Source organism: Pseudomonas saudiphocaensis (assembly GCF_000756775.1).
Lineage (GTDB): Bacteria > Pseudomonadota > Gammaproteobacteria > Pseudomonadales > Pseudomonadaceae > Stutzerimonas > Stutzerimonas saudiphocaensis.
In genome coordinates this window covers 1,600,060-1,617,396 of record NZ_CCSF01000001.1, presented here as the reverse complement: position 1 = coordinate 1,617,396, position 17,337 = coordinate 1,600,060, and the positions used below count along the sequence as shown (strand labels likewise).

The window sequence follows — 17,337 nt, the reverse complement described above, 5'->3', positions numbered from 1 at the left end:
GTTCGTTCGGTTGCGCGTCATGAGTGCTTCAGCTCCATAAAGCGCCGCACGAAAATCCTTTAACTCCCGCTACTTTTTTAAAGGCTCCGGCCTTTAGAAGTATTAAGTTCCGGAGAGACTGAATGTCTATGAATGTACTCACAAGTGCTCCCAAGGCGCTTGTACGCTCTATCGCTATGGCTGCGGTATTGAGTTCGCTGGTTGTCGGTGGCGAAGCCACAGCGGCCATCGATATCAGCGCAACTTCCGCGACCGCTTTCACTTCAGATATCAATCGCTTTACCAGTAATGACTGGCTCAATGGCGTCTGGCGCCGCGAAGCCGGCATCTCCGTACCGTTCTCGGCTGCCGCTCGTGATGCCTTCAAGCCGGGCGTGCAGATCAAGTTTGCTGACGGTCAAGTGCGCAAGATCACCAAGGTCTTCGTCGTTGGTGAACACCTCAGCGTCTATGTCGATGGGCCTCTGCTCGACGGCAACAAGGTTGGTGCGCCGAACAAGGTCAGCACCGTCGTTGCTTCCAGCACTGCGCCGGAAACTTCCGCGCCGGCGCCGACGCCTGCTCCGGAAACGGCTGTTGGCTTCACCAGCCAGATCAACCGCTTTACCAGCAGCGACTGGCTCAATGGCGTATGGCGCCGTGAAGCCGGTATCTCCGTGCCGAACTCCTCTGCTGCCCGCGATGCCTTCAAGCCGGGTGTTCAGGTGCGCTTTGCCGATGGTCAGGTGCGCAAGATCACCAAGGTCTTCAGCGTTGGCCAGCATCTCAGCGTCTATTTCGACGGACCTCTGCTTGATGGCGCCAAGGTCGGTGCGCCGAACACCGTCAGCACTGTGACCGTCTCCAATACTGCGCCGGGTACTTCTGCACCGAAGCCGACGCCGACTCCAGAGCCAACTCCAGAGCCAGCGCCCGCTCCCGAAGCATCAGTAGGCTTCACCAGCCAGATCAACCGCTTCACCAGCGGCGACTGGCTCAATGGTGTATGGCGTCGTGAGGCTGGCGTTTCGATCCCGCTTACCAATGGTGCCCGTGACGCCTTCAAGCCAGGCGTGCAAGTACGTTTTGCTGACGGCCAGGTACGCAAGATCAGCAAGGTCTTTGTAGTGGGCAGCAACCTCAGCGTCTACTTCGACGGCGGTCTGCTCGATGGCAACAAGGTCGGTGCTCCGCGCACCATCAGCACTTTGGGCAGCACCAGCAAGCCGAGCACGCCGACACCTGCACCACAGCCGAAGCCGGAACCTCAGCCGGACACCAAGCCTGCGCCAGAGGCTCCGAGCGAGAGCACCTATAGCACCGGCATGAACAGCTTCACCAACGAAGACTGGGAGAACGGCATCTATCGCAAGCAGGCCGGTTTCTCCATCCGCAACACGGCGGGTAACAAGGCAGCCTTCAAGCAGGGTGCCTCGGTACGCCTGGCCGATGGTCAGGTTCGCCAAGTCATCGCGGTCTATGACATCGGTGAGCACCTGACAGTCCTGCTCAGCGGCGACAAGCTGTCGCCAAGCAACGTCGGCTATCCGAAGACCCTGACCGTGGTTTCCAGCAGCACCGGTGGCCAGCCGCAGAACCCTGCGCCGACTCCGACTCCGACTCCGAAGCCGGGCAATGGCAAGGGTATCGATCTGGTGGGCGTGAACTTTGCGTCCGGCGTGTTCGACCCGGGCAGGGTTCCAGGTATCTACAACCAGGGCTACACCTATGCCGACGAGTCCTACTATAAGCGTCATAGTGAGCTGGGCTTCAAGCTGATCCGTCTGGGCTTCCTCTGGGAGCGTATCCAGCCCAAACTTGGCACCCCGCTGGATGCCGCCGAACTGTCGCGCATCAAGAAGTCGCTGGACCTGGCGCACAAGTACGGCATGAAAGTCGTCCTGGATATGCACAACTACTACCGTTACTACGGCAAGGTGATTAACTCTCCAGAGGTTCCGCGTTCCGCGTTTACCGAGACCTGGCGCAAGATCGCTCTGGAAGTTCACAACCACCCGGCTCTGTGGGGCTATGGTCTGATGAACGAGCCGTACAACACCGGTAACAACCTCTGGCCTGAGACTGCTCTGGAAGCGAGCAAGGCGATCCGCAAGATCGATCCGGAGACCTGGATCATGATCGCCGGCGACCGTTACTCCAGCGCGCTGTTCTGGGAGCAGGTCAACACCAAGCTGATCAGCGATCCGTGGATGCGCGATCCGAAGAACAACCTGGTCTTCGAAGCACACCAGTATTGGGATCACGACTACTCGGGCTCGTACCGCAACCGCAACGAAACCTTTGCACCGATGCGTGGTGTGGATCTGGTCAAGCCTTGGGTTGAGTGGCTGAAGAAGCACAAGCTGCGTGGCTACCTGGGTGAGCACGGTATCCCTGACTTCGCCCCCTCGGGTGTGGTCGCCACCGACAACATGCTGGCGTATCTGGCCGAGAACTGCATCCCGAGCACCTACTGGGCAGCCGGTCCTCGCTGGGGTGAAGACAGCATGTCGCTGGACGTACAGAGCGGCAAGTTCCGTCCGCAACTGGCGATGCTGCAGAAGCACGCAGCCACGAAGAAAACCTGCTCCACCATCGGTCCGATCCAGTAACGGAAACCGATAACAGAAAAACGGGCTGCGGCCCGTTTTTTTGTGCCCGCAAATTGATACGACTGTTCGTCGGTTGTGCCTGCCTCAGCCGTCCTCCAGCGGTTTCAAAACCCGGCGATGCAACACGACAGAGTGCCGTTTCGCTTGGCATTCATGGCGCTTCGCTTAAGGCCAGGGCATCCGCGGCTTGGGCGCCATTAGTGGGCAAGCCGCCATCACGCGAAGCGTCTAGCACAAGCCTTGGGGCCTGGGTTTTCGTGCCGGGAGGCGCTGGGCCGGTGAGGGGAACTCAAAAAATTGGCCCCGGTCACCTTACATGAGTGCTGCAACTTCAGCCTCGGCGAATCCCCGCCTTGACTGCCTCCGCAAGGCCTCGGCCCTGCGGCCAAGCCATATGAAAGGTGAACCCGATGACGACACCCGACGAAGAAATCACAGGTTACGGTGGCATGGGTAAAGCCAGCCCCGACTTTACCTCCCAGCCCGATAACACGACGGCTTCCGACTCGGTGGCACATCCGACTGCCGAAGATGTTCGTGCTACTGCCCGGCAGGCTACTGAAGAGATCAAGGCCAAAGGCAAGAGCCAGCTCGACGGCTACCGGGAAACCGCTGCTGACGAACTTGAAAAGGTCGCGCACAGTGCCGAAGCCGCTGCCCGGGAACTGGAAGGTCAGGACACACTGGGACTATCAGGCTATGTCTCCGATATGGCCCAGAGCATGGTTCGGCTCTCGGATAACTTGCGTGGCAAGAGCGTGGATGAACTCATCCACGACGTGAATCGACTCGCCCGCGACAACCCCGCGCTGTTCATTGCCGGGAGTATCGCGCTGGGCTTTGGGCTGACCCGTTTTGCCAAGGCTTCGGCCAGGCACAGCGAGGACGACTATCGGCACCGCCAGGCCTCCAGCAGCGCTGCCTCGCCGGATGCAAGCTCGTCCAGCCGCCATATCAGCGATCAGCAAGAGCTCAATCGGCGGCTCGACACTGGCGAACCCGGCACCGTTGGCAGCATCAGTAACGCCGGGGTTTCCTCAACCACTCAAACTGCCGGCATAGGTGCAACGGGCAGCGCTACTTCCCAGGTTGGCCACAACGGTAGAGGCACTGACGGAGGGCTCCATCCATGAGCGAGGCACATAAGACAACCACGACCATTAGCCCCGACACAGGCAAGCGTGCCGACTATGACGGCTCCGTAGGCGGGCTCCTGCGACAGCTGACCCATGAAGTTCCTGATCTGATCACCAAGGAGCTGGCGCTGGCCAAGGCGGAACTGAGCGAATCCATCCGCGCGACCAAGGCCGGCGCGGCGAGCGTCGCCACCGGCGGAGCGGTGCTGCTGGGTGGTTTTATTGTTCTGCTTATGTCAGCGGTATACGGCCTCAGCGAAATCATGGCGCCCTGGCTTGCGGCGCTGATCGTTGGCGGGGTGGTGGTGGTGATCGGCCTGATCATGGTCTCGGCCGGCAAGAAAAAGTTCGAGGCATCGTCGTTCAAGCCTGAACGCACCCTTCATTCCATGCATAAGGATAAAGAAGCCGTCAGGGGGCATACGTCATGAGCACAGGCAGCCAGATAAATATCGAAGCGCAGAAAGACCCCGCAGAGCTGGAGCGCGAGATCGATCAGAAGCGCGCCGAGATCGGCGATATCGTCCATGCACTGGAAAACAAGCTGTCACCCGGTGAACTCATCGATACCGCGCTGAGCTACGTGAAAGGCGGCGGTGGCGAGTTCTTCACCAACCTTAGCAACACCGCCAAAGCCAACCCGGTGCCTACCGTGCTGACGTCTATCGGTTTGCTTTGGCTGATGGCTGGGCAGAATCGTCAGCCGCCGGCGCCATCCAGCAGCAGTGGTCCATCGCTGGGCGACAAGCTTTCCAGCAAGGCTTCCGGCCTGAAACAGCAGGGTAGCGATTTACGTAACCGAACCAGTCAGGTGGGGCATGACGTATCCGCTTCCCTGGCCGATGCTCGACATCGTGTCAGCGATACCAGCCGGCATGCCGCAGAAAGCCTGCGCCAGCAGAGCGAGCGCGCACGTGGCGGCTTCAATCATCTGCTTAATGAGCAGCCACTGGCGCTGGGCGCGATTGGTATTGCGTTGGGTGCATTGCTGGCGGCCTCCGTTCCGCCTACACGTAAGGAAGATGAAATGCTGGGCCGAGCCAGCGACAGCGTGACCGACAGCCTTCGCCATAAGGCAGAGGAGGGATACCAGAAAGCTTCAGATATCGGCCAGCAGGTCGCCAGCGACGTCCGGCATGAGATCAAGCGTGATTCTGGCGAAAGCCGGCCGGAACCGACGCCGGGGCTATAAGCAAGCGACTGCCGGCCGTGCGGATTGTCGGGGGGCTTGAGCCTGGGACAGCAAGCCCCCGATAATCCGCTTATCGCCGGAGTAGCTCAGTCGGTAGAGCAGCGCACTCGTAACGCGAAGGTCGCAGGTTCGATTCCTGTCTCCGGCACCAATGATCAAGGCCCGCAAATGCGGGCCTTTTGTTTTCCGGGTCGATATTGGCTGCAAACAGCTGCCGAATGCAGATCGCCGCGCTGACTCAGGTGCGCGCCTGATGGGTCGGCCGGGGCATTCCCCCGGCGCGGCCTGGCTTGAGGGGGCTGCGCATGGGGTGCCGTCGATGGAACCGGTAGATGTCTGCGCCTCTTTTTATCGACGCTTTTTCGTACAGCCCGATCATGTGGTCGAGGTTGTCGCGTACGCGCTCCTTCAGCAGCGCCACCACTGTCTGTAGTTCCTTCTTCTGAGGCTCGCCGAACGAGGCGAGCAGGGCACTGGCTGTGTGGCTGATCTGATCGATTTCGGCGAACCCCGACGAGCGTCTGGGCGCCCAGGTTTCGAGGAAGCTGGACAGTTTGATCACCCGCTTGGGCAGCAGAGCGATCTGCGGAACCGCATAGGTCAAGGCAGTAATGGCGCCGTGCAGACTGGTACCGCAGTAGAGCTTGCTGGTGGCGATGCAGCGGATGATGTCCTGGATATGCCCGCTATCGACGCGAAAGGCGCGTTCGCCCAGTAGCGTCTGCAGCTTGTCCAATGGCGTGTCGTCAGAGTGGCCAGGGGCCTTGCCGATTGTGAGCAGGGCGATTTTCAGACCGGTGCTGTCGCTGAGTTCGCTCAGCTGTTCGGCAATGGCTTCGATGCGCCGTCTGGAATGGTGCTCGGAGATGTGGAAGACAATATGGCCGGCTTCACTCGGGGTCGGCTGCTGGGGAAATATGTCGGAAATCAACACGGCGCTGTCCGGTACCAGCCGGTGCTCGACGCCGAGTTTTTCCAGCTCGGCGGAAGTCTCGCGGTCGCGCACCGAAATGTAGGTGCAGTCCTTGAGGTTGCGTTTGATGGCGGCGTGGATCAGGGGTTTTTTGCGGCTGATTTCGTTACCGCCGACACTGTTGTACATCACCTGATAACCCGGCAGCTCGCGTTCGCCCAGCACCATGGGCATGTCGGATGGGATAGAGGTGAATTTGCGGCTCAGACGGATGAACTGATGATGGCCGATCACATAGGGGCTCGCCTTGATCGGGTAGTAGATGGCCTGAGGCGCCAGGTAGCCGATGATGCTTTCCCATTGCGCGGTCAGGCATTCGCCGCCAGCGACCACCAGCATGGTATTGCGCTGTTGGCGCGTGGCCCTTAGCGCCTCCTTCAGAGAAATGGTTGGTAGAGCGCCGAAGCGGGAGAGATCGGACTTCTTGGTAGCCGCGATCAGAACGTGAAAGCCTTTGTTGGCTTCCAGGTAGTGCTTGAGGACGATGGCGAAAAGCAGGTCGCCGTAGTTGTGTCTGTCGTAGGCGCCGTAGGCGATAACCTTCATCTTGTTGCTGGTTTCGTGCGAAGGCCCGTTGATGCGGATATTCATGAGAGCGAACTCCTTTCTATTTTCTTGAACTGCACATAGAGCAGGATGTTTTTCATGGCCAGCGCCACGGCAGTGGCGAAGCAGGCGCCGTTGACGCCGTAGCGCGGGATCAGAAGCAGGTTCAAAAGCACGTTGAGCGCACAGGTCGCGATGTTGTTGTGTAGGTATTGGCGATGGTGGCCGGTCATGGTCATGAAGATGCCCAGCGGTCCGGCGGCCAGGACAAAGAAGTAGCCGCTGGCCAGAACCAGTAGCGCGAATGCACCCTGTTCGCGGTATTGCTCGCCGAAGACAGCCAGGATGTAGTCATGCAGCAGGCCAATGCCGAGCAAAATCAGTGCAGCCAGACCCAGCATGAAGCGTGAGTACTTTCTAACCACGGCAAAGGCGCCCGCATGATCCTGGTGCGCCCAGCGTCGGGAAATTTCCGGTGCGACGGTGCCGTTGATGATGAACAGCAGGGTGGTGGACAGGGCAGCGACCTTGGCGCAGACGTAATAGATGCTGACCTCGCCAGCCGAACGCAGCATGCCCAGCAACAGGGTGTCGGATAGCTCGATCACGCTGTTCATCACTGCGATCAGCATCAGCGGTGTGCCCAGCATCAGCATGTCGCGCCAGGCGACTCGAGCCCGGCCCGTAGCTGGTTGCAGGCGCATCCGCGCCCGGCACGTCGAGCCCAGCATCGCCAGTACATGGCTAGCCGCGAAGCAGGCCACCACGATTTGCAGCTCACTGCCGAGCAATACGATCAGCGCCAGGGTCAAGGCTGGCTGGAAGACGGTCTGCCAGAACAGGCCCTCGCCGGTCCGGTGCCGCGCCTTGAGAGTTTCGCTGGCGATGTTGGTCAGCGACAGGCTCAGCGCGGCGATTGCGAATAGGGCAGTGGCGGCAGTGAGATCAGCCTGGGTGCTGGGGGAAAACTGCACCACCAGCGCCCCGATGATGATCGTCGGGATGTTCGCCAGCAGGGTGAGGATCAGAGCACGGTCGAGATAGCTGCGCTGCTGTTCTTCCGGCAGTGCGGAAATGTTCTTCAGACAGGCCACATCCAGCCCCATCCGCGAAACCAGCGAAGCAAAGGTGGCCAGTGCGATGCAGAAGAACAGCAGGCCTGAAAGGTCAGGTACCAGCAGGCGTGCCAGGAGGATGTTCAGGCCCAGCGCGGCTCCTGCACCACTACCCTTGGTGAGGATTAGTCGGACGTATTTGAGCAGATCGGTCTTCAGCCCAGCCTGCGGCACGCCCGTCGCGAAGGCGGATTTGAGTGTCATAAGCGGCGCGTTTCGTCCAAGGCCGATTGAATCGGGACTTCCTCAAGAGCCCAGGACAGGCCGTAAAGTTCCGGAAAAGGCGCCTAAGGATTAATTCACGTTGCTGCCTGGCGATGCATCGGTGTGCTCTGGACGAACTCTTGCTAAGGTCGGTCGTCACATTTTTATCGACTTCGATCTAGGGTGGGGATAAGCATGGCATTGCTGAATTTGCAGGGCGTTGGGGCTTTCGATCTGCTGAAACGCACCGTGAAGGAGTTCAGCAAAAATGACATGACTACCTACGCTTCGGCGCTGGCCTACCGCGCCATCTTCTCGCTATTTCCCTTCCTGTTGTTTCTCATCGCAATGCTGGGGATGTTGGATCTGCAGGAGTTCTTCACCTGGCTGCGTGAGCAGGTTTCGATGATGCTGCCGCCCGACGCGCTGAACCTGGTCAACCCGGTGATCGACGAGATGCAACACCAGAAAAGCGGACTGCTTTCGGTAGGTATCCTCGTGGCTCTGTGGTCGGCTTCCATCGGCGTGCGCTCACTGATGAACGCGATGAACAAGGCTTACCGGGTCGAGGAGGGGCGTCCGGCGTGGAAGCTGATGCTCCTTTCGGTGCTCTACACCATCGGCCTGGCAGTTATTTTGCTGATGCTGGCTGGGCTGATGATCATGGGCCCGCAGGTGATCGAGTGGCTGGCTTCCCAAGTGGGGCTGAAAGACATCGTGGTCATTCTCTGGACCTGGTTGCGCCTGCCGCTGGTGGTCTTTCTGATGATGCTGGTAGTAGCGGTGCTGTACTACGTCACCCCGGATGTGGAGCAGGATTTTCGCTTCATTACGCCTGGTTCGGTGCTCGCGGTGATCGTCTGGATCGCAGCTTCGATAGGCTTCGGCATCTACGTGAACAACTTTGGCAACTACGATGCCACCTACGGCAGTATCGGTGCGGTTATCGTGCTGCTGCTGTATTTCTATATTTCCGCAGCAGTCCTGCTGTTTGGCGCGGAGATGAATGCGGTGATCGAGCACGCCTCTCGCGAGGGCAAGGACGCCGGTGACAAGCGCATCGAAGAAACTGCCAACGACCGTTCCTCGGGCCAGTGAAACTAACTGCCGGTCTGTTTGCTCAACAGAATGTAACCCATGGAGAGTGAGAGGAAATCCTTATGAGCAGTACTACCGACAAGATGAAAGGCAACCTCAATGAAGCCGCCGGCAAGGCCAAGCAGGGCTTGGGCGAAGCGACTGACAACCAGCGCATGAAGAACGAAGGCAAGCGCCAGGAAGTCAAAGGCGAAGCGCAACAGGTCAAAGGTGATGTGAAAGACGCAGTCAAGCGCGGCGTCGACAAGGCCTGATGGCACGACACAAATAAAAATGCCCGTCTCGTGAGAGGCGGGCATTTTTTCAGCCATGGATTGGCTACTTGGCAGCGTTCGGAAAAACGCAATGGTTTTTCAGCAAACTGTTAACGCTCCAGGTACTGCAGCTTGTCCTTAACGCCATCCCACTCCTCGGCGTCGGGAAGCGCGTCCTTCTTCTCGGTGATGTTCGGCCAGACTTCAGCCAGGTCGGCGTTGAGCTCGATGTATTCCTGCTGATCGTCAGGCACTTCGTCTTCGGAGAAAATTGCCTGGGCTGGGCATTCCGGCTCGCAAAGGGCGCAGTCAATGCACTCGTCCGGGTGGATGACCAGGAAGTTGGGGCCTTCATAGAAACAGTCCACCGGACAGACTTCTACGCAATCGGTGTATTTGCACTTGATGCAGTTGTCGGTGACGACGAAGGTCATTTCTATTATCTCCTCAGGCGTTTCAGGTGGCGTTGCAATGACGCCTTGGCTCGGCAGGCTTCAGCGGCACCAGGCAAATGCCGCATCTGTCCAAAAATGCGCGCGATTCTAGCAGCTTTTTGCGGCTCGTCAGATCTGCGTTTTCAGCTTATATAGCAGTTCCAGCGCCTGACGCGGTGTCAGATCGTCTGGCTGGACCTTGCCCAGCGCCTCGATGACCGGGTGCGGCAGGCTGGCGAACAGGTCGTTCTGCATGGGCGGAGCCGGTTGGCCGGGTTCCATTTTCGGCATTTCATGGGGCAGGCTGGTGGTTTCCAGGCGCGACAGATGGTCGCGGGCACGCTGGATCACTTCGCCGGGCACGCCCGCCAGTTGCGCCACTGCCAGGCCGTAGCTCTGGCTGGCCGGGCCCGGTAGCACATGGTGCAGAAAGACGATGCGCTCGTTGTGCTCGGTGGCCGACAGGTGCACGTTGGCCACCACCGGCTCGCTTTCCGGCAACACCGTCAGCTCGAAGTAGTGGGTGGCGAACAGGGTGAAGGCCCGCAGCTTGGCCAGATGCTCGGCGGCGGCCCAGGCCAGCGATAGGCCATCGAAGGTGCTGGTGCCACGGCCGACTTCGTCCATCAGCACCAGGCTGCGATCACTGGCGTTATGCAGGATATTGGCGGTTTCGCTCATCTCCACCATAAAGGTGGAGCGGCCACCGGCCAGGTCATCGCTCGAGCCGATGCGGGTGAAGATGCGGTCCACCAGCGACAGCTCGCAGGCCTTGGCCGGCACGAAGCTGCCGATCTGCGCCAGCAGCACGATCAGCGCGGTCTGGCGCATATAGGTGGATTTACCGCCCATGTTCGGCCCGGTGATCACCAGCATGCGGGTGTCGTTGTCGAGGCTCAGGTCGTTGGCCACGAAAGGCGTCTGCAGCACCTGCTCCACCACCGGGTGGCGACCCTGCTCGATACGCAGGCAAGGCTGCTCGACGAAGCGTGGACGGTTCAGGTCGAGGGTCAGGGCGCGTTCGGCAAGGTTGCTCAGTACATCCAGTTCGGCCAGGGCCGCGGCGGATTCCTGCAATGGCGCCAGGTGGCCGATCAGCAACTCCAGCAGCTCGTCGTAGAGCTGCTTCTCGCGAGCCAGGGCGCGGCTCTTGGCCGACAGGGCCTTGTCTTCGAACTCCTTGAGCTCCGGGGTGATAAAACGCTCGGCGCCCTTCAGCGTCTGCCGGCGAATGTAGTCGGCCGGTGCTGACTCGGCCTGCTTGCTGGGCAGCTCGATGAAATAGCCGTGCACGCGGTTGTAGCCGACCTTGAGGTTGGCCAGCCCGGTGCGCGCCTTCTCGCGGGTTTCCAGGTCCATCAGGTACTGGCCGGCGTTTTCCGAGAGCGACTGCAGCTCGTCCAGCTCGGCGTCGTAGCCGGTCTTCAGCACGCCACCGTCGCGAATTACCGCCGGCGGGTTGTCGATGATCGCCCTGGCCAGAAGGTCGGCCAGCTCCGGATAGGTGCGGATGCTGGTGGCCAGCTCGATCAGGTGCGGTGCCACCAGCTCCTGCATGCCGGTCTGCAGTTGGGGCAGGGCGGCCAGGGCATCCCGCAGGCGCGCCAGGTCCCGTGGGCGGGCGTTGCGCAGGCCGATCCGGGCCAGGATGCGCTCCAGATCGCCGATCTCCTTGAGCTGCGGCTGGATTTGCTCGAAGCGGTAATGCTCCAGCAGACAGGTGATCGAGTCCTGGCGCGCTTCCAGCACCTGACGGTCACGCAGCGGGCGGTTCAGCCAGCGACTCAGCAAACGCGAACCCATGGCGGTCTGGCAGCGGTCGACCACCGACTGCAGGGTGTTGTCGCGGCCGCCGCCGAGGTTGATGTCCAGCTCCAGGTTGCGCCGGGTGGCGCCGTCGAGCACCACGCTGTCGTCGAGGCGCTCATGGCGCAGGCTGCGCAGGTGATGCAGGGCGGTGCGCTGGGTTTCCTTGGCGTAGGCCAGCAGGCAGCCCGCGGCGCCGATGGCCAGAGTCAGTTTCTCGCAGCCGAAGCCTTTCAGGTCCTGGGTCGCGAACTGCTGGCAGAGACTTTTGAAGGCGCTGTCACGATCGAAATCCCAGGGCGCACGCCGCCGCACGCCACGGCGTTTTTCCAGCGGTAACCCGGCTGGCCAGTCGTCGGGGATCATCAGCTCAGCGGGGTTCAGACGCTCGACTTCGGCCAGCAGGGTTTCCCAGCCGCCGAACTCCTGAACTGTAAAACGGCCACTGGTGATATCCAGTACCGAAAGGCCGAAGAGTTTTTCATCGCCCACCACGGCGGCCAGGAGATTGTCGCGGTGCTCGTCAAGCAGCGCTTCGTCGCTTACCGTGCCCGGGGTGATGATGCGCACCACCTGGCGTTCCACCGGCCCCTTGCTGGTAGCCGGGTCGCCGATCTGTTCGCAGATCACCACCGATTCGCCCAGCTTCACCAGGCGGCTGAGATAGCCTTCGGCCGAATGAAACGGAATTCCGGCCATGGGAACCGCATTCCCACCGGACTGGCCGCGGGCGGTAAGGGTGATATCCAGCAGTTTGGCGGCCTTCTTGGCGTCCTCGTAGAACAGCTCGTAGAAGTCCCCCATGCGGTAGAACATCAGCTGGTCCGGATGCTCGCGCTTGAGCCTCCAGTATTGCTGCATCATTGGCGTATGTTTGGAGAGGTCTTGAGTGTCTTTGGGCATGAGGCTGGTGTAATTCGACGTGGAGGTAGCCCGGGAAGCGGGGGCGGAAAAGAGCGCAAGGTTAGCATGCAGCCCGAACATCTCGCAGGCGGATAAGGATGGGGCGCACAACGACTCGATCCGGTGCCCCGCAAAACCGTCAGCGTCTGCGGTAGTCTCGGTTTCTGGAAATGAAAGGGAGTGGCGATCTTGAATCTCACCGAATTGGCTGCGCAGCTTGGCGAGCGGCTGTTACGACTGAATCAGCAGGTGACCACCGCCGAATCCTGTACCGGTGGTGGTATTGCTGAAGCCATTACTCGCATCGCCGGCAGTTCGGCATGGTTCGAGGCGGGCTTCGTCACCTATTCCAATGCACAGAAAACCAGTCAGCTGGGTGTGCCGGAGTATCTGTTCGAAGAAGTCGGGGCGGTCAGCCGGGAGGTGGTCGAGGCCATGGCCCGCGGCGCGCAACAAGGCAGTGGTGCGCGTTTTGCCGTGGCGGTCAGCGGCGTGGCGGGGCCGGGTGGCGGCTCGCCGCAGAAGCCGGTCGGCACCGTCTGGCTGGCCTGGGCGGCAGGCGGCCAGTTGTTTGCCCACTGTTTTCACTTCGCTGGCGACCGCCAGGCAGTGCGTGAACAGAGCGTGGAAGCGGCGTTGGTCGGATTGATCCGCCTGACGGATGGAGAAAATCCCTTCCAGGGCTAGGCGATCAAATTTGCCTATGCTCTAATACTGTCTACTTATACAGTTGTTGCGGCCTTTGGCCCTCTTGATCAAGTGAGGATTGTAATGGACGAGAACAAGAAGCGTGCCTTGGCCGCTGCCCTGGGCCAGATCGAAAAGCAGTTTGGCAAAGGCGCTGTCATGCGCATGGGCGACCATGATCGCCAGGCGATTCCTTCCATCTCCACCGGCTCACTCGGGCTGGATATCGCGCTGGGCATAGGTGGTCTGCCGAAAGGCCGGATTGTCGAAATCTACGGTCCGGAATCTTCGGGCAAGACCACCATGACCCTGTCGGTGATTGCAGAAGCGCAGAAGATGGGCGCCACCTGTGCCTTCGTCGATGCCGAGCATGCGCTGGACCCCGACTACGCCGGCAAGCTGGGCGTCAATGTCGACGACCTGCTGGTTTCCCAGCCCGACACCGGCGAGCAGGCACTGGAAATCACCGACATGCTGGTGCGCTCCAACGCGGTGGACGTGATTATTGTCGACTCCGTAGCGGCGCTGGTGCCCAAGGCGGAAATCGAAGGCGAAATGGGCGATGCCCACGTCGGCCTGCAGGCCCGCCTGATGTCTCAGGCGCTGCGCAAGATCACCGGTAACATCAAGAACGCCAACTGCCTGGTGATCTTCATCAACCAGATCCGCATGAAGATCGGTGTGATGTTCGGCTCGCCTGAAACCACCACCGGCGGTAATGCGCTGAAGTTCTACGCTTCGGTCCGTCTGGACATCCGCCGTACCGGCGCGGTGAAGGAAGGCGACGAGGTGGTGGGCAGCGAAACCCGCGTCAAGGTGGTGAAGAACAAGGTGGCCCCTCCGTTCCGCCAGGCCGAGTTCCAGATCCTTTATGGCAAGGGCATCTACCGCAACGGCGAGATCATCGACCTTGGCGTGCAGCAGGGCCTGGTCGAAAAATCTGGCGCCTGGTATGCCTACAAGGGCAGCAAGATCGGTCAGGGCAAGGCCAATGCAGCCAAGTACCTGGAAGAGAATCCGGAGATCGGTCGTGAGATCGAACAGCAGATTCGCGACAAGCTGCTGGTCACTTCTCCAGATACCAAAGCCAACCCGGCGGTAGAAAAGGATCTGGCTGACGCCGACCTTTGAGCCCATGGCCGCCGTGCTGGATAACCCCACCGCCGTGCGTCGGGCTGCAATGGATCTGCTGGCTCGGCGCGAGCACGGGCGCGTTGAGCTGACACGCAAGCTGCGCCAGCGTGGCGCCTCGCTCGAGCTGATCGAGCCGGCGCTCGATCGGCTTGCCGAGGAAGGGTTGCTCAGCGAGGCGCGTTATCTCGAAAGCTACGTTCGGATGCGTGCCAACGCCGGCTACGGTCCCCTGCGAATTCGCGAAGAGCTGTCCCAGCGCGGGTTGGCGCGTGGGGAAATAGAACAGGCATTGCGCGACAGCGGCTTCGATTGGAGCGAGCAGTTGCGCGAGGTCTGGCAGCGCAAGTTTTCCGGCATGCTGCCCAGCGAGCCGCGGGAGCGGGCCAAGCAGGGCCGCTTTCTCAGTTATCGTGGCTATCCGTTGGACATGATCGGTCGGTTGCTGCGTGGCGGCTCGCTCGACGACTGAACCCACCACGCTTTCTCTCTTCTCTCTCCTCTCTACAACGAAGCCAGTGTGCGGCCCGTTGCCTAGTCCTGAGGCCCCAATGGTGCAGCCCAGTTGCTGCTGTCGTTGATGAAGTCGATCAGTTCGCGTAGGCGGCCATGATCACGTCCATTGAATGCAAAGCTCAGGCGCGGCAGCGGCTGCAATTCGGGTTCATCGAGCTCCAGTTCACAGCAGGCCTGCTGTTCGAAGCCGTCTTGCAGGTATAGGTCGGCGAATTCCTGGTTCATGTGATCGAGCGCGGCATCGGTCAGCACATGGTTCATGCGCATGATGAAGCGGCTTTTCACCCAGCGGCTTGAGTGAAAGTTGCTGTAGAAGGTGTCGATCTCCTTGGCGGCATCCTCGGCATTGTCGACCAGGCGTACCAGGTTCAGGTCGCTGGGCAGGATGTAGCGGTTGTCCTGCAGCTGATGGCGCATGAAGCTCAGCGCGTCCTTCCAGAATGTACCGCCGGGTTCGTCCAGCAGCACGATAGGTACCAGCGGGCTCTTGCCAGTCTGAATCAGAGTCAGCACTTCCAGCGCTTCATCCAGCGTGCCGAAGCCGCCCGGGCAGAGAACCAGGGCATCGGCCTCCTTGATGAAGAAGAGCTTGCGAACGAAGAAGAAGTGAAAGGACAACAGGCGCTCGGTTCCGCCGACGATGGGGTTGGCGTGCTGCTCGAAGGGCAGGGTGATGTTCAATCCCAGGCTGTTGTCCGTGCCGGCTCCTTCATGCGCGGCGGCCATGATGCCTCCGCCTGCCCCCGTGATGACCATCAGTTCGTGGCGTGCCAGATGCGCGCCCAGCTCCCGCGCCAGCGCGTACATCGGATGTTCCACAGGCGTGCGCGCCGAGCCGAAGACGGTGACCTTGCGGCGTCGTTTGTAGCGGTCGAGCACGGCGAAGGCATGTTCCATTTCGCGCATGGTCTGCAGCAGGATCTTGGCGTCCCAGCGATTGCGATCGGCCTGTGCCATACGGATCACGGTGACCAGCATTTCCCGGTAAAGGGAAAGATTCTGGCTGGTGCTCGGGATGACCATCTCGACCAGTTCATCGATCTTCTTCGACAGGTCGGCGCCGCTGGTCTTGAAGTGGCGTGAGAGGTAATCGTCCGTTTCGAACGGCATGCAGGGCTCCTATACGTGCGCCGGCCCAATCAAGCCAGGCGGCTGGTTGCGAATGTTGGAGCGCTGCCCGAGTGGCATGCGCTCTGCGGTAATGGCGATGGGTCCGGCGCTCGGTCAGAGCGCGATGCGGTCGCCGGGTTCAGGAATATTGGCTTTCCAGCCCAGACGCTCGTCCAGCACTTTCTGCAGCACCTGCATTTTCTCCAGTTCGCCGTGAACCAGATACAGCTCGGGGCGGGACTTGAAATGGCTGACCCAATCGATCAGTTGGGATTGGCCCGCATGTGCGGAGAAGCCGCCGAGAGTATGCACCCGGGCTCGTACCGCGATGCGCTGATGCAGCAGCTTGACGGTCTCAGCACCGTCGACAATGGTCCGACCCAGAGTGCCGCGGGCCTGAAAGCCCGGAATGACCAGGTGACATTCCTCGCGCCAGAGGTTGTGCTTGAAGTGGTGCAGGATCCGTCCGCCGTTACACATGCCGCTACCGGCGATGATGATTGCGCCGCTTTTGAAGCGGTTGATGGTCATCGAGTCTTCCGCGCTGGGCGTGACCTTGAGGATTGGCAACCACTTTTCGATGCGCCTACTGTCACTGTTGGGCCCGCCGGGTTCGGCGCCGGTGATGTCCAGCTGCTCCTGGAACAGTGAGTAGATGGCGTTCGCACCTATGGCCATTGGGCTGTCGAGGAAGACTGCCTGCTGTGGCAGGCGACCCTGTTGGTAGAGCTGGCCAAGGTAGTAGATCAGGTCCTGGGTGCGTCCGACCGCGAACGAAGGCATCAGCACATTGCCGCCATCACGGTGAGCCTGCTGGAGGATGTCGGCCAGCTCTTCGACGGTTGCCTGATGGTCACGGTGATCGCGGTCGCCATAAGTGGATTCCATCAATATCACATCGGCTTCGTCCAGGGTGGCAGGCGCATGCATCAGCGGAGAGCAGGCATTGCCCAGGTCGCCGGAAAAAACCAGTCGGCGGCTGCGGCCAAAATCCTCAACGTCGGCCTGGACAATGGCAGAGCCGAGAATATGGCCGGCATCGTGAAAGGTTACGGTAACACCGGGCGCAGCCACGAAGGGCTCACCGTAGGTCTGAGCCTGGCGCTGCTTGAGCATCCGCTCGGTATCGATCCGGGTATAGAGAGGCTTGACCGGTGGCTTGCCCAGGCGTGCCCGCCATTTGTTTTCCCACTCGGCGTCTTTTTCCTGGATGTGCGCGGAATCGAGCAGCATCAGTTCCAGCAGCTTGCAGGTTGCATCGGTGGCATGGATCGGGCCCTTGAAGCCCTCGGCCACGAGCTTGGGCAGTAGCCCGCTGTGGTCGATATGGGCGTGAGACAGAACAACGGCGTTGAGAGTTTTGGGGTCGAAGGGGAAGCGTGCCCGGTTGCTTGCTTCATCCTGGCGTCGCCCCTGATGCATGCCGCAATCGAGCAGAACCCGAACGCCCTCATGGGTTTCCACCAGATAACATGACCCGGTGACCTGCTGAATGGCGCCTAAAAAGCTGAGCAAAGCCATGGCAACCTCCTGTCTACACATTGACTTCAAGAATGCCCGCTACCCTGTTGGTGCGTCTTGATGCATATCAGAGATAGCTGGACAGGCACCATCTAGACTACCGCAACCGCCAAGCTACGG

Annotated in this window: 15 protein-coding genes and 1 tRNA gene; 10 read left to right on the top strand and 6 right to left on the bottom strand. The window is 60.4% G+C overall.

All coding sequences use genetic code 11. The features are described from left to right. The first annotated feature begins 122 nt into the window (after positions 1-122). The 5 genes from BN1079_RS07520 to BN1079_RS07500 all read left to right on the top strand — a co-directional run bounded on the left by BN1079_RS07520 (position 123) and on the right by BN1079_RS07500 (position 5,070). The gene (locus tag BN1079_RS07520) at positions 123-2,591 is read left to right on the top strand and encodes a glycoside hydrolase family 5 protein (protein WP_231850768.1); all 2,469 of its coding nucleotides are present in this window, start codon (positions 123-125) and stop codon (positions 2,589-2,591) included. A 410-nt stretch (positions 2,592-3,001) separates the two neighbouring features. After that, a complete protein-coding gene (locus BN1079_RS07515; RefSeq protein ID WP_037023379.1) occupies positions 3,002-3,724 on the top strand; it encodes a hypothetical protein in 723 nt (240 codons plus the stop codon). Continuing rightward, on the top strand, positions 3,721-4,158 hold the full coding sequence (locus BN1079_RS07510; protein ID WP_052114450.1) for a phage holin family protein: 438 nt from the start codon (positions 3,721-3,723) through the stop codon (positions 4,156-4,158). Before BN1079_RS07515 ends, BN1079_RS07510 begins: the two co-directional genes overlap by 4 nt. Further along, positions 4,155-4,919, top strand: coding sequence for a DUF3618 domain-containing protein (locus BN1079_RS07505; protein ID WP_037023377.1), 765 nt, complete (start codon positions 4,155-4,157; stop codon positions 4,917-4,919). The genes BN1079_RS07510 and BN1079_RS07505 overlap by 4 nt, the downstream gene beginning before the upstream one ends. Positions 4,920-4,994: 75 nt before the next feature. Then, positions 4,995-5,070 (top strand) — tRNA-Thr (locus BN1079_RS07500). An 87-nt stretch (positions 5,071-5,157) separates the two neighbouring features. On the opposite strand, the gene BN1079_RS07495 is transcribed toward BN1079_RS07500, so the two are convergent. Together BN1079_RS07495 and BN1079_RS07490 are read right to left on the bottom strand one after the other, a co-directional pair. Continuing rightward, a complete protein-coding gene (locus BN1079_RS07495; RefSeq protein ID WP_081950815.1) occupies positions 5,158-6,483 on the bottom strand; it encodes a polysaccharide pyruvyl transferase family protein in 1,326 nt (441 codons plus the stop codon). Further along, positions 6,480-7,757: a lipopolysaccharide biosynthesis protein gene (locus tag BN1079_RS07490; protein WP_037023375.1), complete on the bottom strand. Its 1,278-nt coding sequence runs from the start codon at positions 7,755-7,757 to the stop codon at positions 6,480-6,482. The genes BN1079_RS07495 and BN1079_RS07490 overlap by 4 nt, the downstream gene beginning before the upstream one ends. Before the next feature lie 195 nt (positions 7,758-7,952). On the opposite strand from BN1079_RS07490, the gene BN1079_RS07485 reads away from it, so the two are divergent. Both BN1079_RS07485 and BN1079_RS07480 read left to right on the top strand, forming a co-directional pair. Next, positions 7,953-8,855, top strand: a complete 903-nt coding sequence (locus BN1079_RS07485) for a YihY/virulence factor BrkB family protein (RefSeq protein WP_037023374.1) — start codon at positions 7,953-7,955, stop codon at positions 8,853-8,855. Between the two features lie 62 nt (positions 8,856-8,917). Beyond that, positions 8,918-9,109 carry a CsbD family protein gene (locus tag BN1079_RS07480; protein WP_037023373.1) on the top strand — a complete coding sequence of 64 codons (192 nt, stop codon included), beginning with the start codon at positions 8,918-8,920 and terminating at the stop codon, positions 9,107-9,109. A 110-nt stretch (positions 9,110-9,219) separates the two neighbouring features. Here the strand turns inward: BN1079_RS07480 and fdxA are convergent, their stop codons facing one another. Both fdxA and mutS read right to left on the bottom strand, forming a co-directional pair. After that, a complete protein-coding gene (gene fdxA, locus BN1079_RS07475; RefSeq protein ID WP_037023371.1) occupies positions 9,220-9,543 on the bottom strand; it encodes a ferredoxin FdxA in 324 nt (107 codons plus the stop codon). A 129-nt stretch (positions 9,544-9,672) separates the two neighbouring features. Next, positions 9,673-12,252, bottom strand: a complete 2,580-nt coding sequence (mutS, locus tag BN1079_RS07470; RefSeq protein WP_037023369.1) for a DNA mismatch repair protein MutS — start codon at positions 12,250-12,252, stop codon at positions 9,673-9,675. 189 nt (positions 12,253-12,441) lie between these two features. Here mutS and BN1079_RS07465 point away from each other — a divergent pair, with 189 nt between their 5' ends. The 3 genes from BN1079_RS07465 (at position 12,442) to recX (ending at position 14,542) form a co-directional block, all read left to right on the top strand. Further along, positions 12,442-12,939 carry a CinA family protein gene (locus BN1079_RS07465; protein ID WP_037026684.1) on the top strand — a complete coding sequence of 166 codons (498 nt, stop codon included), beginning with the start codon at positions 12,442-12,444 and terminating at the stop codon, positions 12,937-12,939. 84 nt (positions 12,940-13,023) lie between these two features. Further along, complete coding sequence (gene recA, locus BN1079_RS07460) at positions 13,024-14,070, top strand: recombinase RecA (protein ID WP_037023366.1); 1,047 nt, start codon at positions 13,024-13,026, stop codon at positions 14,068-14,070. Between the two features lie 4 nt (positions 14,071-14,074). After that, positions 14,075-14,542 (top strand): recombination regulator RecX, encoded by a 468-nt coding sequence (recX, locus tag BN1079_RS07455; RefSeq protein WP_037023365.1) that lies wholly within the window; start codon positions 14,075-14,077, stop codon positions 14,540-14,542. A 62-nt stretch (positions 14,543-14,604) separates the two neighbouring features. On the opposite strand, the gene BN1079_RS07450 is transcribed toward recX, so the two are convergent. Both BN1079_RS07450 and BN1079_RS07445 read right to left on the bottom strand, forming a co-directional pair. Then, positions 14,605-15,696: an LOG family protein gene (locus BN1079_RS07450; RefSeq protein WP_037023363.1), complete on the bottom strand. Its 1,092-nt coding sequence runs from the start codon at positions 15,694-15,696 to the stop codon at positions 14,605-14,607. A 114-nt stretch (positions 15,697-15,810) separates the two neighbouring features. After that, positions 15,811-17,217, bottom strand: coding sequence for an MBL fold metallo-hydrolase RNA specificity domain-containing protein (locus BN1079_RS07445; RefSeq protein ID WP_037023362.1), 1,407 nt, complete (start codon positions 17,215-17,217; stop codon positions 15,811-15,813). Between the last annotated feature and the right edge of the window lie 120 nt (positions 17,218-17,337).

Excerpts from the sequence above, each read along its gene's own strand:
- BN1079_RS07520 (WP_231850768.1), top strand. The coding sequence starts at position 123 with ATGTCTATGAATGTACTCACAAGTGCTCCCAAGGCGCTTGTACGCTCT.
- BN1079_RS07515 (WP_037023379.1), top strand. The coding sequence starts at position 3,002 with ATGACGACACCCGACGAAGAAATCACAGGTTACGGTGGCATGGGTAAA.
- BN1079_RS07510 (WP_052114450.1), top strand. The coding sequence starts at position 3,721 with ATGAGCGAGGCACATAAGACAACCACGACCATTAGCCCCGACACAGGC.
- BN1079_RS07505 (WP_037023377.1), top strand. The coding sequence starts at position 4,155 with ATGAGCACAGGCAGCCAGATAAATATCGAAGCGCAGAAAGACCCCGCA.
- BN1079_RS07495 (WP_081950815.1), bottom strand. The coding sequence starts at position 6,483 with ATGAATATCCGCATCAACGGGCCTTCGCACGAAACCAGCAACAAGATG.
- BN1079_RS07490 (WP_037023375.1), bottom strand. The coding sequence starts at position 7,757 with ATGACACTCAAATCCGCCTTCGCGACGGGCGTGCCGCAGGCTGGGCTG.
- BN1079_RS07485 (WP_037023374.1), top strand. The coding sequence starts at position 7,953 with ATGGCATTGCTGAATTTGCAGGGCGTTGGGGCTTTCGATCTGCTGAAA.
- BN1079_RS07480 (WP_037023373.1), top strand. The coding sequence starts at position 8,918 with ATGAGCAGTACTACCGACAAGATGAAAGGCAACCTCAATGAAGCCGCC.
- fdxA (WP_037023371.1), bottom strand. The coding sequence starts at position 9,543 with ATGACCTTCGTCGTCACCGACAACTGCATCAAGTGCAAATACACCGAT.
- mutS (WP_037023369.1), bottom strand. The coding sequence starts at position 12,252 with ATGCCCAAAGACACTCAAGACCTCTCCAAACATACGCCAATGATGCAG.
- recA (WP_037023366.1), top strand. The coding sequence starts at position 13,024 with ATGGACGAGAACAAGAAGCGTGCCTTGGCCGCTGCCCTGGGCCAGATC.
- recX (WP_037023365.1), top strand. The coding sequence starts at position 14,075 with ATGGCCGCCGTGCTGGATAACCCCACCGCCGTGCGTCGGGCTGCAATG.
- BN1079_RS07450 (WP_037023363.1), bottom strand. The coding sequence starts at position 15,696 with ATGCCGTTCGAAACGGACGATTACCTCTCACGCCACTTCAAGACCAGC.
- BN1079_RS07445 (WP_037023362.1), bottom strand. The coding sequence starts at position 17,217 with ATGGCTTTGCTCAGCTTTTTAGGCGCCATTCAGCAGGTCACCGGGTCA.